Source organism: Spirosoma endbachense (assembly GCF_010233585.1).
Taxonomy (GTDB): domain Bacteria; phylum Bacteroidota; class Bacteroidia; order Cytophagales; family Spirosomataceae; genus Spirosoma; species Spirosoma endbachense.
Genome location: NZ_CP045997.1, coordinates 3,019,887 through 3,037,240 on the forward strand (window position 1 = coordinate 3,019,887; position 17,354 = coordinate 3,037,240).

The 17,354-nt window shown below is 46.9% G+C and carries 8 protein-coding genes; 3 read left to right on the forward strand and 5 right to left on the reverse strand.

Features of this window, described 5'->3' with window-relative positions:
- Positions 1-236: 236 nt before the first annotated feature.
- The 5 genes from GJR95_RS12000 to GJR95_RS12020 all read right to left on the reverse strand — a co-directional run bounded on the left by GJR95_RS12000 (position 237) and on the right by GJR95_RS12020 (position 10,887).
- Positions 237-4,073, reverse strand: a complete 3,837-nt coding sequence (locus GJR95_RS12000) for a PVC-type heme-binding CxxCH protein (RefSeq protein WP_162386091.1) — start codon at positions 4,071-4,073, stop codon at positions 237-239.
- Between the two features lie 180 nt (positions 4,074-4,253).
- Positions 4,254-5,711 (reverse strand): RagB/SusD family nutrient uptake outer membrane protein, encoded by a 1,458-nt coding sequence (locus GJR95_RS12005; protein ID WP_162386092.1) that lies wholly within the window; start codon positions 5,709-5,711, stop codon positions 4,254-4,256.
- 21 nt (positions 5,712-5,732) lie between these two features.
- Positions 5,733-9,164 carry a SusC/RagA family TonB-linked outer membrane protein gene (locus tag GJR95_RS12010; protein WP_162386093.1) on the reverse strand — a complete coding sequence of 1,144 codons (3,432 nt, stop codon included), beginning with the start codon at positions 9,162-9,164 and terminating at the stop codon, positions 5,733-5,735.
- 11 nt (positions 9,165-9,175) lie between these two features.
- Complete coding sequence (locus tag GJR95_RS12015) at positions 9,176-10,168, reverse strand: FecR family protein (RefSeq protein WP_162386094.1); 993 nt, start codon at positions 10,166-10,168, stop codon at positions 9,176-9,178.
- A gap of 59 nt (positions 10,169-10,227) precedes the next feature.
- Positions 10,228-10,887 (reverse strand): RNA polymerase sigma-70 factor, encoded by a 660-nt coding sequence (locus tag GJR95_RS12020; protein ID WP_162386095.1) that lies wholly within the window; start codon positions 10,885-10,887, stop codon positions 10,228-10,230.
- A 455-nt stretch (positions 10,888-11,342) separates the two neighbouring features.
- On the opposite strand from GJR95_RS12020, the gene GJR95_RS12025 reads away from it, so the two are divergent.
- From GJR95_RS12025 to GJR95_RS12035, 3 genes are all read left to right on the forward strand, one after another.
- Positions 11,343-11,825, forward strand: a complete 483-nt coding sequence (locus tag GJR95_RS12025; protein WP_162386096.1) for a hypothetical protein — start codon at positions 11,343-11,345, stop codon at positions 11,823-11,825.
- A 146-nt stretch (positions 11,826-11,971) separates the two neighbouring features.
- Positions 11,972-16,180, forward strand: coding sequence for a hybrid sensor histidine kinase/response regulator (locus tag GJR95_RS12030; RefSeq protein ID WP_162386097.1), 4,209 nt, complete (start codon positions 11,972-11,974; stop codon positions 16,178-16,180).
- A gap of 215 nt (positions 16,181-16,395) precedes the next feature.
- Positions 16,396-17,016 (forward strand): hypothetical protein, encoded by a 621-nt coding sequence (locus GJR95_RS12035; RefSeq protein WP_162386098.1) that lies wholly within the window; start codon positions 16,396-16,398, stop codon positions 17,014-17,016.
- Positions 17,017-17,354: the final 338 nt, after the last annotated feature.

Sequence of the window (17,354 nt, forward strand, 5' to 3'; positions counted from 1 at the left end):
TGAGGAGACTATGCCCCCAATCGACCACTTTATAGTTAGTCTGTTAGAGGTCAATTTAGTTCGTTTCAGGGTCTTGCTTTTTCCCCATTTCTTGAAGCAGATGTATGTAAGTTTTATCGTCTCAGATAGGAGCGTTTATTGAGAAGGTGTCTTTTTAAATACCAGGCTTATAGTTTACTAGCTGTCCAACACGATCCGTAGCATACGGTCAGCGGATAAACTCCAAAAATTTGCTACTATTTCCCGCTCTTTGTCTGTTTAGTAGTCCTCATAAATGCTATGAGGTCTGTGACCTGCTTATCAGATAAAGCCTCCAACAACCCCGAAGGCATTAGCGAGATAGGTGTTGTTTCTTTGGTCTGAATATCCGATTTATTGAGGATAACCGCATCCTGTCCAACCACCCGCAATGTCACCTGACGTTCTGTTTCCTTGGCTACATTACCGACATAAGTTCTTCCGTCTCTGGTTGTTACGACTACCATTTTGTAATCATCCTGAATCTCTCCACTTGGATCAAGGATATTACCCAGTAAATAATCCAAATTGGCCCTGTTAGAACCAGTTAGTTCGGGTCCGATGATGCCTCCTTCTCCATACATTTTATGGCAGGGACCACAGGTATTTTTAAAAATCAACCGTCCATTCACTGGATTCGAAGAAGCAACCACCCGATCAGTCAAAAGCGCTCTGTATTTTTTGTAAGCCTTTTCGTCAAATGCAATGTGATCAATCGGCCCCCATACTTCCACAAAACCACTACCAACAACGCGACGCAATTGTCGGGCAACATAAGTCGGTATTTCCTTCTTAGCCAATGTTTTTTTAGCGATTGCCTGCGTAAGCAGCCATCCGTATTTGGGCCGGGATGAAAGAGTTTGAATCGTCTCAGCCTTTTCCTTTTGCGTAAAGGACGGGTATTTTTCCAACAGCAATTTGCCTAGTGGCTCATGGTCGTAAGCGGCTACTGAGCGGATTATATCGAGTCGTAATTGAGCTTCATTCAACAAACCGGGTAACTCCTTTACCAATTCAGGGCGCTGCTGCGATGCTAGTGCCTGCAACGCTTTTTTACGCTGTTCAGCGGGCGCAGTGGAATTCTTTAACGTTGTCATGTAATTTTTCGCGACTTCCGTATCCCCAAAATGCTGAGCAATCTCGGTGGAAAGTTGAGCCACTTTGCCTCTGGTTTGTTTTAGTTTAGCGTAGACAACGTTCCAGTCAGCCGGTGTTTTACTATCCGTACGCCCCTCCAGACCGTCTCGCATCCCTTCCAGCATCGCTATCTGATTGGTCGGCAAATTGCCTATCATTGTAATCAGACTTTCCAAAGCATCAGCGTCAACAACGCGACGGGCGATAAAGTTGGTCACCAGAGGGATTTTGCTTTTTGCAGCTAATCGAAGCGCCCGGGCTGGATCAGCTTTTACCAAAGGCTCGATACCATACCAGATCATCTTAGGCAAATTGTGATCTGCAATGTCCTCCTGATGAGATAGTAACAACTCCCCTATTTTCCACCGTTGCTCAGGATTCAGCCGTTGAAGCGCCGAAGCCAGATACAACCTAACTACGGGGGAAGTATCTTCATTTGCCATTTTTTCAAATTTGGCAATTGCGTTGGCGGACGCCGGGTTTTCCTCACACAAAAACTGAATTGCCCACGAGCGAATGTATTGATCCTTATCTGAAAGCGCTTCATTCAGTGCCTTGTCATCAAATCCGTTTGAAACCTGCAACGACCACATAGCTCTTAGCCGAAAATCAGGATGGCTGTCGGTGAGGTATATGTTGACTAATTTGTCGTAGGCCAATTTGGTTATTGTGCCCTTTGAAGCCCGATCCTGCAGAATTATCCGGGCCCTTCTCGCGTGCCATTCGCTTTTACTGAGTTGAAGTTCAGCCAGCTGGACGTCACTCATTTTGCCAAGATCGGCATACCGGCCATCCCATTTTGATGCCTGGCTTACGTTGGGCATGATTCTAAAAATCCTTCCCGTTTCTGAGTTCAGGACATCAGATCCGCAGATGTCAGCATCATGCCAGTCAAGCACATACAGGCCTCCCTCCGGGCCTACTTCCATACTAAACCCGACCCACTGTGCATTATTGGCCATCATAAAATCGTCACCGTGTTTGCCAACAAATCCAGACCCCTTCGGTACGAGTACATCAGACAATACACCGTGTTCATGAATGTTAGCCATGAAAATTTTCCCTCTCTCCGATTCGGGAAAGGCATCAGAAAGATAGACCCGAGCTCCTCCATGCGCAGATCTATGACTATGATCGGCAATAGTTTTTATATCAGTATAGACGTATGGGTTAAAATGCTGCCCGCCCTGTCTGTGGTAAATGCCGCCCGGAATGACATGCCATAGATGTGGAATGACACAGGCCGTTATCAGCAATTGTCCCTTCGCATCATAATCGATCCCCCAGGGATTGCTAAACCCATGCGCCACTACTTCAAATTTGTCCTTGGTCGGATGATACCGCCAAACACCCCCGTTTATATCCGTCCCTTCGCCCTGAAGAATATCCTCGGGAAACGGATCGTTGTGTTTGTACAACTTGCCTTTGCCTTTGGGTCTACCTACTTTGGAAGGCGTGGCAAAACCCTGTAATCCATATAACCATCCGTCGGGCCCCCAGTGAAAACTATTCAGCGTTTCATGCCTGTCGCGAATACCCCAGCCGGTTAAGCGTACCTCAATATCGTTCATATCGGCCTTATCATCCTTATTTTTATCCGGGACGAAAAGCAGGTTTGGTGGCGCACCTATAAATACGCCGTCGAAGCCCACAGCGAGGGCCGATGGAAAAGCGATCCCTTCCATAAATACTTTTTTACTGTCCGCAACGCCGTCGTGATCAGTGTCCTCCAAAATCAGGATACGGCTGTCGCCCGAATTGGAAAACCCTTTACCTCTCGACTCATAATCTTTGTTTTCAGTAATCCACATCCGCCCCCTATCATCCCAGCAAAAGGCCATGGGCTGGGTCATCATGGGTTCGGATGCCCATGCATTCACTGTAAACCCTTCTTTTATGGTCATGGCTACAACAGCTTCCTGGGCACTCAAAAATTTTGCCTCTTTGCCCTCCTTCTGCGCAATCGCCCATAAAGCCGCTGTGTTATAGGTTCCGTTATTGCCAATAAACTCGCCAAATGTTTTATTGAGCTGCACATCGTTGAGAGAGCCCGTATAGATGACAAGCTCATGCTTAATGACCTCGGTATCTCCTTTTTTAATATGCCAGTCTGCTTTTCGCGCCCTTGCCGGGCCAGCACCCAGCTGACTGTCTACGCGCCACGTCTGAGGATACCCTTTATTGTCAGGATGGTCCAGTATGGCAATATGGGCCAGGTTAGTACGCCCTTCCACCTGCATACCAATGTCAACCCACATCGCAGCCTGTCCTTCTGCTTTTTCATTCCGTTGTCTGGCCGCGTTTACCACCTCACCTTTAATCCCCTCTTTCCAGGGCATTCGTACAAATAAGCCACCATAGTCGTATTTGCCAATCGTGACGTCGGTTTGCGCTTCGCCATTCCATTCGAGATCAAGCAAATAGATACCTCCCTTTTGGCGCATCGACCAGTTCTGAGTTTCTGTTAAGACGGCTTTCCCGGTCGAATCCAGTAGATCGTAGACGGTTTGCCATTTCACGTTGTCGCCTTTTCCTTCGAGCACTTTGGCCGAAATCCTCTTCCAATAATTTCCGTCGGGATGGTGAAAATAATCACGGCCATTCACCCGGGTATACCCCCAGTAAATACCCGTCTGGTGTTTATGGTGCCCGGGACTGTATTCCGTAAGAACACCCTTGCCATCTGGCGCGATGATTGGATGGAGGTAAGGGCGAAAAGTAGCCTTGGCATTCTGGACCAGGATTGGTGTTTTTTCATCCCCCCGAAAGATGGAAATGGTTTCAGTGGTTTGGTTTTGAATAACCCTCAGCTGAAGGCCAGCCACAGGTGCAACGGGTAACGACTGGTTCGATTCCCGAAGGCTGAATCCAAAACTTAACAGCAGAAACAGGGCGAAAGGCGGTAATAATTTCAACATGCTGGACGTAAAAAACGAAAGAGTCTATTTTATAAACAAAAGGAGATCTGTTAGGAAATATAAGGTATAATTATCCGGAATGTCGTACAGGTGGTTTCTCAGAAGACTACAAAAAAACTACCATACAACCTATAGTGGCCGGTGATATGGTAGTTGTTAAAAGTACTCAAATCGTTTCGGTTACTGACCAAGGTTGGGGTTCAGGTTGGCGTCTTTAAGCGGAATAGGAAACGTGTAATCCGGCTTCGAAATGGCCCCAATTGGCTTAAGGTCGTTGGCATCTTTAGTTGCATTGGCGCTTTCAACCATTTCCAGCCGCAGCAGGTCAAACCATCTTGAATATTCACCAGCAAATTCCCAGGCCCTTTCATCTACAACAGCCTGAATAAAGGCGTCATTCGACAAGCCTGATAATGCCTTAAGGCCGGCTCTTGTCCTTACCGCGTTTATTGCCGTGTAGGCATCGGCACTGGCTGAGCCAGCACGTGCCGATGCTTCTGCATAGATGAGTAAAACATGTGCGTAACGAATCATATGCACGGGCAGCGACGACTGCCAGGTGTTATTTACCGCTAGCCTGAATTTCGCGAAATACGGTTTCTTTTCGGCACTGCTCTCCCAGGGTACAATGGCTCCATTACTTCGTACAAACTGAGTGCGAAAAGTGATATCCTTTCGTTTGCCTTCGGGGAATTTTTTGAAAAAATGGATCTCCGTACAAAAATCTTCCCAGCCTCCTTCTTCAGCAGGTGTACCTGGTTGGCCATAGAAGCCATTTACTGATCCGCCAAAACTAGTTGACGCATGAAATGCCATCACTTCTTCGCTCGTACCGATTGCCGCCGTATTTCCGCCCCAAAGCACACTCAAATCCACCAGATCGAAACCATATGTGGCCTTGTTATCGATGACTTCTTTTGCCTTGGCGGCTGCAAGTGCGTACTTACCTTGAATTTTTAGTGGCCATCCGCCTTCGGTCAGATACACATCTGCCAACAACGCCTTGACGGAACCTTTGTTGGGCCTGCCCGGATCCCTTTTTTTGTTGGCAACAAGCTCTTCCGCTTTTTTCAGGTCATTTTCGATCAGTTGGTAGATCGGCCCCGCTTCTGTCCTTTTCACAGTTAATAGTTCATCACTGAAATCGGACGAAGTGATCAAGGGAATGGCACCAAACCCACGAACCAGCCAATAATAGGACAGCGCACGAAGGAAATACGCTTCCCCTACTATCTGAGTAACTTTAGTCTGATCGCCTGATACAAACTTATAATTATTAATGATATTATTGGCGCCTTGTATTGTTTTGTAACAGCCGTCCCAAATAAAGGCGGTATGACTATTGCCCGAGGTTACATCAAACTGGTCGAGTTGACGCGACCACATCTTGGGCGTGTTTCCAGCGACAACAGTAGAAAGGTCATCCCCGCCCATTGCGAAACTCTGAATAGACGAATTTAAGAAACCCCGCGTCCACGTACGGAGCAACCCTTTGTATGTGCCGGTTAGGGCAGCTTCCAGGCCCTGCACGTCGCTGATTGCATTAGTACCTACAATTGCCCCTTTAGGGTTCTCTTCCAGGAAACCACTGCATCCCAGGCAATTGATAAATACGAATAAGATGAATAATTTTTTCATGACTGATAGGACGTTAAGGTTTTAGAAAGAAAAATTAATGCCCGCTGTATAGGTTTTTGAGTTCGGGTAAGCCCCGTAATCTATGCCCTGCTGTACATCGGTTCCAAAATTTTGCCACGTAATACCGCTAACGGCATTGGAATTAGACTCGGGATCGATACCCTTGTATTTTGTAAATGTCAGCAGGTTGGTGGCGCTGACAAACAGCCGGACAGCGGCAATATTTTTCAGCAAAGTCTTTGGTAAGGTATAGGTAAGGCTGACGTTTTTCAGCCGGACGAAATCACCCTTTTCAACAAACCGGGAGGTCTGGATCAGTGAATTAGTTGATGCACTGCTGAAGGCGGGTATATCGGACGTTTCATTTACACCTGGGATATACCGGTCCCGAATGTCCGCAAAAGTTATTTCCTTGGCGTCCGTACTGCCCATGATGCCATTGGCATACGTATAGTTGAGTTTGTCAAAACCCAGCAGCCCCTGAAAAAACAGATTCAGTGAAAGATTTTTGTAGGTGAACGTGTTGTTGAAGCCAATGGATACGTTAGGGGTTCCATTGCCGAGCACCTGCTGGTCCTTTTCGTTCAACACGCCATTTCGATCAAGGTCTTCGTAGCGGGCATCACCTGGTTTAAGCTTGCTTAAGGCAGCCTCATCTGCCTGGTTGGCCTTCCAGGTCCCGAGGTACTTGTATCCCCAAAACGCATTCATGGGCTGCCCGGGTATTAGCACATTTTCATTGAGCGGAATTGTATCGCGCTCTGTTCTCAGGCGTACGATCTTGTTTTTCAGGAGCGCAACATTTAATGTGCTCGTCCACTCAAACCCGTTCGATCGGACAGGCGTCGTATTCAGGGCAAACTCCCAGCCTTTGTTCTGTAGCTCACCAATATTGGACTGAATACTATATCCGCCTATATATCCAGGCAATGGCCTGAGCATCAGCAAGTCCCTTGTATTTTTTACAAAATAATCTGCCGACAGCCGCAACTTACCTTTGAGTATCTCTACATCCAGACCCAGATTGAACTGTTCGGTGGTTTCCCATTTCAGATTAACATTCCCTGGGTTTCCTAAAAGAATACCAGCCACCAGCGGTCCGCCATTACCGTTGAAAACTACGCCTGCATCATCCACATTAGTCACGTAGCTTGACAATGTACCGTACGAACCGATACCCTGGTTGCCGGTCAGTCCCCAGCTTGTACGAATTTTAAGATCGTCGATAATCCCCTGATTCTTCAGAAAAGACTCTTCCGACATGTGCCATCCAAGGGAGACCGAAGGGAACGTACTAAACTTATTGCTACCCTGAAATTTGGACGAGCCGTCGCGTCGCACCGTTGCCGATACTAAATACCGGTCTTTATACGAATAGTTGACCCTACCCAGTGTCGAGAGCAGGCTCCAGCTCGAATAACCGGACCCAACCGTACTGGATGCAGAGAGCGCTAAGTTATCGTATGATTGAGCGGGGTACGTAAGATTGGCTACGTTGGCATTAAATCCCGTACCGGTGAATTTTTGTGTTTCAAAAACGGCCGTAACATTTAGCTTATGGCTGAGATTAAACACCTTTGAATAGTTAAGCGTATTGGTGTTCTGCCAGGTAACATTCTCGCCTGAAGATCGTCCAGCCGTAGCCCAGGTCCTGGTCGATGGATACCCTTGAAAGGCCTTCCCCTGTGAATTGAGGTAATTTAATCCGCCCTGAATATCAAGCGAAAGTCCTGGAATAAATTCGTAACGTAGTGCGCCAACCATATTGATGCTGCTGTTCTCGGAACGGTATTCATTTTCATTGATGATGGCAACCGGATTGGAAAAAAGCGAACTGGTCGGGTCAAAAAGGACATAATTGCCTTTGTCGTCTCTCACGGGCGTAGTGGGTGCCCAGGCAAGTGCCTGTGAGAGTGCACCACTCCGCTGGGATGTGCCGCTGGTGTTATGGTTTTCTCGCCTGGCACCCGTGAAATTAAATCGCAGAGAAAACTTTTTACTCAACTGGGAAGTGATGTTACTCCGTATCGAATAGCGTTTGAAATCGGTGTTTTTGATGATTCCATCCTGGTTGAGAAAATTACCGGAAATCAGATAACTCGTTTTTTCATTTCCGCCCGACAACGTCAACTGGATCTCCTTACCAGGCGCCGTCCTGAAAATCTCATCTTGCCAGTCTGTACCACCGGACTTCCGAAACCCTTCAATCTGGCTATCTGTAAACTTGGGGACGTAAGTGCCACCAACGGGCAGGAGGGCCTTCACACGCTCGTTGGCGACCTGCGCAAAGTCCGCAGCATTCAGCGTATTATATTTCTTGAGTACCGTTGAGCTATAGTACCGAACGCCGAAATCAACCTTCATCTCCCCCTTTTTCCCTGTCTTGGTGGTAATGATAATCACCCCATTTGCCCCACGGCTTCCATAGATCGAAGTTGCCGATGCATCTTTCAGCACCTCAATCGAGGCAATGTCTTCCGGGTTGATGGTGGTAAAATCAGCACCGATGAAACCGTCAACCACATACAGCGGATCATTATCCCCGCTCAGCGAATTGGCGCCACGCACCCTGATCCGCACCTCCCCCCCCGGCGCCCCGCCCGAATTGGTAACCTGCACCCCCGGTACTCTCCCCTGAAGGACCTGGTCGAGTCGGGTAACCGGCTGACCTTTAAAATCCTTTTCCGAAACGGATGATACCGCACTGGTAACATCACGGCGTATTTGGGTTCCATACCCTACCACAATCACTTCTTCCAGGGTTTTGGTATCTACTTTCAGGGTCAGATCCAATACCGACCGATTTCCGATGATCATTTCCTGAGGAACGTATCCAATAAACGAAAAGATAAGCGTTGCTTCTCTATCAGGAATTACCAGTTCGTACCTTCCATCAGTACCCGTAACAGTACCTTTCTGAGTACCTTTCAACACGACACTTACGCCAGGCAAGCCAACGCCTTTTTCGTCCGAAACTTTACCTGTCACTCTTTCTTCGGAAGTAGAAACGGGCAGAATTTCCGCAGCGAGGTCTCGTTGAGTAGAAAGGTTTGTTTCAGGGGCAGGCAATTCATTGGCTGTATTGACAAAACCGGCCTTCGATACTTTACCGGTTTCTTTGCGAACGATTACATAAATTCCTTTACCCGCTTTCCTGTAGGCCAGGCCGTAAGGCTTCAAAAGCAGTTCAAGCTGACGTTCCAGCTTACCCTCAGTAGCGACGGTAACAGAAATGCCTTGTACCGTTGATTCTTCAAAAACAATACTTACCTGATATTTCCGGCCTAAATCGACTAATACATCTCTTAACATTGTAACTATGCTCTGCTGATTGTTGACAGACTTGTTAACAAGGGACTGGCTGACATAAGCGATACGTTGCGACAGGCAAATTTGCTGTAGAAATAAGGACACCAATAATAGTCCTGCAATACGATGTAGTAATTGTTTCATAATTATTGAATTTATTTATTACGTATTTCAACATGATCTTGATTTTGAATGACTTCGATTGGTAGAAGCTCCGATAAGATGTGGAAAAGATCATCCGGGTGCTCAGCACGGTATATGCCGCCAATACGACGTTCAGCCAGTATGGTATCAGCGATACGCACCTCAACGTTAAATCGCTCTTTCATTTGCCTGGCGACTTCTGAAAGCATCGTATTGTCGAAATAAAACAGCTGCTCCTTCCAGGCGGTATACTTCTGTGGCTTGGCAGGAACAGTAATATTAAAGCTGTCGTTTGACCCGGAAGTGAACAGATTACCGGGCTTCATATAAATCTGCTTCCCTTGCGGAAGCTGTAGCTTCACCTTTCCATGGGAGAGAAACACCCGCTTTTCTTGGCTGCGGGAATACGCGACAAATTGCGTCCCCAGCACTTCAATACGGTAATGGTCACCCATATTCACAATAAATCGCTTATTAGACTTGGTATGGGTAACCGTAAAGTCGGCTTCTCCTTCAAGCTCTACTTCCCGTGAATCGCTTCCGAAACCGAACCTGGGTATCAGCAGTGTTGAATTTGCATTCAACAGCACCGTTGTTCCATCCGAAAGCTGGTAAGTGCTACTATGTGCGTTAGCTGACTTCAAGGTTTGATACATCAGTTCTTTTCTGAACAGAAAGCAAGCCACAATCAGAACACAGGCTGCGACAAGGCTACTATACCACCTACCTCGGCTCAGCGATGGCAACCGTTGCAGATTGACAGACGGTTCTGATGCAGCTTTACGGGATACTGTGCCAGTCAACTGCACCTGATACCTTTTCATTGCCTCATCCAGATCCGGGAAAAACTGTGGATTTTCACTTTCCCAAGCATCCAGATATTGGTAGTATAACTCCTCATTAGGAGGCTCTTTCAACCATTCTTCAATTAATTTTCGCTGCATAGCGGTCGTTTTTTCAGAGAAAAAATCGAACAGCAGACGTTTCATCACTGGCTTTTCCATAGGTTCAAATGTCAGATCTGACGACTAAAAGGAATTGATCCATGAATGGACTACTAGAATCATATGTAGAAAAAAAGCAGAGCCCCCAAAAACCAATCACCTTTGAGTTCGTTACGCAGCCGCGCAAGGGCTCTACTGACAAGTGCCTCCACAGCTTTTGAGCTGATCTGCAGTTCATCCGCAATTTCATCATACTTTTTACCCTCGACCCGCTTGAGTAGATAAGCTCGCCTACACTGCGGTGGCAGCTTCTGAATGATCAATTCAACGCGCTGGTGCAACTCGCTAAACTGAAGCACTTCATCCGGACTAAGGGATTGTGAGATCATGGACAGATGTTCCGTTTCCAGGGAGGTTGTCCGGTTAAGCTGCCATTTAAGGTAATTGTAAGAACGGTGTCTTATGCACTTGTACAGATAGGCGCGGTAGGATGTTGTGATTTGTTCATAGATCTTGTTCTGCCAGAAACTGGTAAAGACTTCAGAAACAATATCTTCCGCAATCTCATTAGAGTGGACAAAGCGCACTGCGTGGTTGCACAGATTCACATAATATCTCGTGAACAACAGCGCACAACCCTTTTGTGGATCATCCTTAAAAGTACTACGCAGTAACCGTTCATCATCTGTGACCAGCGTTTCGATGCTTGACATGCCAGACTTGGGTGAGTCGCGAGGTGAAGGCTGGTTCCCTAAACTATCCAGATAAATGTCTGCCATGTTACTATGTTCAGTTGTACGCGAACTTGGGTACTTAACATAGACAAGGTTGCACGATCTTTCCCTATGCTCGAAATAATAAAAATATTTTATGGTATAGTTCAATAATAAATTTGCAGCTGCATTGGACAGATTGACACCTAACTCTAAACGACGTTGAGATGATTAAACCTCCGTTTTAGACCTGCCATGTAGTAAGCTTGTAGTTCTTTATGAAACTTTTCATTCCTAGCCATTGGTAATCTAACAGGCATGTTATCTAGAATGCCACCTTAACAGAAGGTTTTAATCTTGAGGGAAAAACAGTTAATCTTTTAGTTGGGCCTGTATCTGTCTGATCTAGAAACTCATCATGAATAGGATCGTGCTTATTGGGCTAAATGATCAAGATAGTTTTGAACCACTAGCTGCACGAGGTATCGATGTACGTCGTCAAATAAAAGTGGACAAAAGGGGTGGTAGATATCCGCTTTACCCGTGGCTGGAGTGATCTGCAAAGCGGTGAATATTGGTCCTATGCCTTTGTCTGGTGTTTGGATGGATCACCGTTGATCGGCCCCGACAGCATCGCCCGCAACCTGAATCAGTACTATGACGGGCTGGTCGCCAGAAATAGTGAAAAACGAAACATCCCGGTAGAGATGGTATTTAAAACGAACACTGTTCTGAACCCGTTGGCGGCTGAGGGCACGGATATAAAGACCTTTCAAGGGACCATCTCGATGCTGGATTACATGGGCAAACGACCCATGACCTTACATTTAATAGTGCACCTTAAAAGTGCGGGCTTAACACCATCCTTTTTCATCAGCTTTCCCCTCAGCCTTACGGTGATCCAGTTTGGAAAGGACTTCAGGCGCTATGGACAACTTTTCGCTGTATTCAATAGATTGACGGCTATCCGCTTCCGGGCACTTGCTGAATTCGTCTTAATTTAATTCGATTGCAACTCTCTATCCTAACCAATTTATTAGCCATTGTCAACGATCAGCAAGGATAATAATGTTATTCAACTAAAAATAAATATATTATATGTTACTATATTTACAAAATATACACCTCTTACTTTATAGTACTTCCTTCAATGCCATCCCGTACCCTTTTCTTACTGCTCAAAGGGCTTTTGATCCTTCAGGTTGCCAATGCACAACATCAAAATGTTGGGTTTACCCATCTGACCACCACACAGGGCCTCTCCCAAAATAATGTAACCTGTATATTACAGGATAGAAAAGGGTTTATGTGGTTTGGTACCCAGGATGGCCTTAACAAATATGATGGCTATACCTATACACTTTACCGGAATGATCCTCAAAATTCCTCCAGTCTAAGTCATAGTTACATTCATACCCTGTTTGAGGATAAGAAAGGGCGTTTATGGATCGGTACGGATGACGGTGGCTTAAGCTTATTTAACCCAAACACCGAACGGTTTACGAATTATACTCATCTTCCCGGGGTTCAAAATAGTCTCAGCCACAATAAAGTAATGGCCATCGCCCAGGATGCAAAGGGGCTTTTGTGGGTGGGTACGGCCGGAGGTGGATTGGATCGTTTTAATCCGGAGAACCAGTCATTTACCCATTTTAGTCACAAAACGACCGATAGCACCAGTTTAAGCCATAATGACGTTAGTTCGATCTGTATTGATCGAAGCGGTTGGATTTGGGTTGGCACTTCGGGAGGGGGAGTAAATCGACTGGATCAGGCTACGAAGACGTTTCATCATTTTACATATAAACCCAATGATAAAAACTCACTCAGTAATGATAAGATAAACACCTGTTTTGAAGATACCCAGGGGCGGCTTTGGGTCGGCACGGAAGGAGGGGGCCTGAATCGATTCAATGCCTCTTCGCAAACCTTTACCCATTATCAGCCAACGAGGACCAAGCCTCAGCAATTAACCCACAATGATGTCGTCACCCTGGCAGAAGACAAAAATCGGAACCTCTGGATCGGTACGCGAAATGGAGGCATCAATGTACTGCACCCTGATGGGACATTTTCCTATTATTTCTACAATGAGGCTGACAGCCGGGGCCTCAATAATGGATCGATCTATGCCCTATACCGGGATCGTACCGGCACGATGTGGGTCGGCACGTACGCGGGAGGGGTCAATAAGCTGGATGCTGCACCCCAGAACTTTACCCTGTATCAACGTACGCCAACCAATAGCAACAAGCTGACCAATAACAACATTCTCGCCGTTCGGCAGGATCAGCGGGGAGATTTATGGCTGGGTACGGATGGTGGCGGTATCAATGTATTAAAAAAAGGACAGCATGTTTTCACCTCCTATACCCATTCCCCTCAGGTGGCCACCAGCCTTGGTAGTAATTATGTATTGACTATTTATGAAGATACGGACCAGCAAATCTGGGCCGGCAATTTCAAGGGAGGCCTCAGTAAGTTTGATCGGTCTACGGGCACGTTTGCTTCCGTTGGCGATTTCAACAAGCTCAGTATTAGTAGTATCCTGCAAGCCCGAAATGGGATCATGTGGCTGGGCACCTTTGAAGAAGGGCTGATTCGGTATGATCCATCTACGGGCTCGATAACCCGTTATCGCCCCAACCCCACCCAGGCAGGGCAGCTCAATTACCCGACCATTGCAACACTGTGGGAAGACCGGACAGGCAATATCTGGATTGGCACGGAAGGAGGTGGGCTAAATATTTATCACCCAGATAAAAATTGGTTTACTCAGTACCAACACGAGGGTAAAAACCCTAAAAGCCTGAGTAATAACCTGGTCACCGTATTATTTGAGAGCTCAACGGGTCAATTATGGATTGGTACGAACGGGGGGTTAAACCAGTTCGATCCCAACACACAAACGTTTAAGACTTATCGTCAGCAAGATGGCCTGCCTAATGAGGTGATTCAGGGTATTCTGGAAGATAAGCAGGGAACCCTTTGGCTGAGTACGAATAAAGGACTAACCGCCTTCAACCCGAAGACGCACACAATCCGCAATTTTGATGGGCGTCATGGCTTACAAGGCAGTTCATTTAATCGGATGGCCTGTTATAAAAACGCCAGGGGACAATTGTTTTTTGGGGGACTAACGGGATTAAACTGCTTTTACCCGGACAGCCTACGTTACAATACGTTTATTCCACCGGTCTATCTTACCGATTTGCAGCTTTTCAATAAATCGGTGCATGTGCAGGAAGAGAACTCTCCCCTGCAAAAAACCATTAGCGAAACCCGTGACCTTACGCTATCCTATCAACAATCGGTCATCTCATTTGGGTTTGCGGCCCTTAATTACACAATGTCGGCCAGCAACGAGTATGCTTATAAGCTAGAGGGCTTCGATAAAGATTGGATTCATGCCGGTACCCAGCGAATGGCGACCTATACTAATCTGGACCCAGGAAACTATGTTTTCCGGGTAAAAGCGGCCAACAATGATGGCGTCTGGAATCAGACCGGGACTTTTATTAACCTGCATATCATTCCCCCCTATTGGCAAACCTGGTGGTTTAAAGCGCTGGCAGCTGTTGCGCTACTGAGTGGACTGTATCTGATTTATCGGCTGCGGGTCAACCGCATTAAACAGCAACAATTGTTCTTACAAAGCCAGGTTCAGCAGCGAACCCGTGAAGTAACCCAGCAGAAACAGGAACTGCTGGATCAGGCCGTTCATCTGCAACTACTCAATGAGCAACTAGCCCAGCAGTCAGCGCAGGAGCAGCAGGCAAGGCAGGAAGCCGAAATGGCCAATAAAGCCAAAAGTGTCTTTTTGGCCACCATGAGCCATGAGATTCGTACCCCGATGAATGGGGTGATTGGGATGACTTCACTTTTAGAAGATACCACGCTTTCCGACGAACAGCGTGAATATACCGATACCATACGTAGCTGCGGGGAAAGCTTACTCGGTGTCATTAACGACATTCTTGATTTCTCCAAGATTGAATCGGGCCACCTCGAGCTTGAGCAGCAGGAGATTGACCTACGGGATTGCATCGAGGAGGTATTGGATATGTTTGCCGGTAAAGCCGCCCAGGTTGGCCTGGATCTGATCTATCAGATCGACCATCAGGTACCCACCCAAATTAAGAGTGATGGCTTACGGCTGAGGCAGATCCTAATCAATCTGGTGGGAAATGCTATCAAATTCACCCCCCAGGGCGAAATTGTTGTCAGTGTGCGGCTGCTCAGCCGCTTTCCTGATCAGACGATCGAATTAGGGGTTGAGGTGTGCGATACGGGCATTGGCATTCCAGCCAACAAAATCGACCGACTTTTCAAATCCTTCTCTCAAGTCGATTCCTCTCACACCCGTCAATACGGGGGGACGGGGCTAGGCCTGGTTATAAGCCAGCGTTTAATCGAGTTGATGGGTGGCCGTATCCAGGTGGAGAGCGAAGAAGGGAAGGGCAGCAGCTTTCATTTTAGTATACGATGCCAGGTGAGTCAACAAGCTAATCCGCATTATGTCTATGTACATATTGCCGATAACGATGGTAAGTCGGTGCTACTAATTGATGATAACCAGACGAATCGGCGCATACTGCAGGCGCAGCTTGAACTCTGGCATCTGCAACCAACCGTTGCCAGCTCAGGCCAGCAGGCACTGGATATACTGGGTCAGGGAGCCTGGTTTGATTTAGTGATCACCGATCGACAGATGCCGGAAATGGATGGCATCGAGCTGGCCAGTCGCATAAAATCCCTATATCCTGACCTGCCGATTATGCTCCTGAGTTCGATGGGTGATGAAAGCCGGAAAACCAACGCTGACTTATTTGAAGCGATTATGACCAAGCCCATTCACCAGCACCAATTGCTCCGGTTGATTCAGCAGGCTCTTAAATCGAAACGCGCCATTTCGCTGCCTGTGGCTCCCCGTCCTGAGTCGGTCTACAGCCTGGATTTTGCTGAGCAATATCCCTTACGCATCCTGATTGCTGAGGATGCACCGATCAACATAAAATTGATGACGCGGGTACTGACAAAATTAGGCTACTCCCCTGCGGTAGCCCAAAACGGTCATGAAGTACTGGCAATTCTGCCCCAGGGGTTTGATTTAATTTTAATGGATGTGCAGATGCCCGAAATGGACGGGTTACAAGCAACCCGATTAATTCGTCAACAGTCTATCCCCCAGCCGTGGATTATTGCCTTGACCGCTAACGCCATGCAGGAAGACCGAGGCATTTGTCTGGAAGCGGGTATGAATGACTATATCACCAAACCCCCAATTCTGGCCTTGTTAAAGAAATCACTCCAGGAGGTAAGTGTGATGAAACGGCGCGGACAACTGGTGTCAGAATAACTGCAATACCTGTCGAAACAAATGTTATTAAAAAGTAAACGAATTAATTTGACGTATAGCCTATGGGTAGCATGTCGATTTGGGAATAACATCCGTTCAAGTAAACGTCCGTGGCTGTTGCACAACCCCCAGAACGCTTGTACAGCTAACCTAAAACAACAACTATATAGGTAGTTTTAAATCGTAGGCTTCTTCTTATCTCAAAGAAAGCAACTATGAATACCATCTATTATTGCGTATTCTTCCTTCTGATCGGTGCTGGATGCGCTAGGCAGCCTAGACTCTCCGCCAACAGCCCATTCAATGTGACCAGTAAGCTCAACGATTCTACCTGGTACGGTACCGGTCAACTCTTACGTGTCAAGGAATCGACACAACGGCCCGACGATGGCAGACAGTTGAACCTGCTGGTCTATACCGATATTGATTATCCAGGCATGGGGAGTGAGCCAAATCCTAACACGACTACGGGGTGCGTTAACGGTGACTGTACCCGGACCCAGATCTTGATGATTTATAATATTCCCTTCAAAAAAGGTCGCACTACCCTTGCCAAGCTAAACAAACGTAGCCCTATAAAAAATGAACAAGCAAACCTTTCGTATGTGGGCAATTCCGGCGGCTTAGCGAAACGCTATATCGACAAGGGAGCAGAGCCTAATTGGATCAGGGTTACGAAGATCAATCAGGCAACTGGTGTGGTAGAAGGGCGCTTTGCTCTTTCCTTTAAAGAAGATATGACCGTCTATAACCGGCTAGAGAACGGTATGCCAGCGACGGCTCAGTTCACGGGTGGCCTATTCCGGATTAAAGTCAAAGATGTAATCTTGAAATAGCGAAGCTAATCCTGCCTTTCCAGGAATAATCTGAATCTGTTTGCAAACGCAATATATTATCGACAATCCCCGGACCTATGCCATCGCTTATAATCTTTCTAGCTGAGCACCCTATTTAAACAGAATCTGCTTCGTCTCAGGCGGGAGCGTTATTATGAGAATTTTTAACTCACAGTTATAAGAGCAAGTTGAGTCATTAATCTGTCAACAGATTTGGATAGCACAGTCGGTTCGCTTCCAATGGGCGCTCCAACTGCTGGCGCCTTACCCTACGACGGGTAGGTGGCTTTCCACTGGGCTGGCACACAAGGCCTACATCGCTTTTTGAATGGGTGACC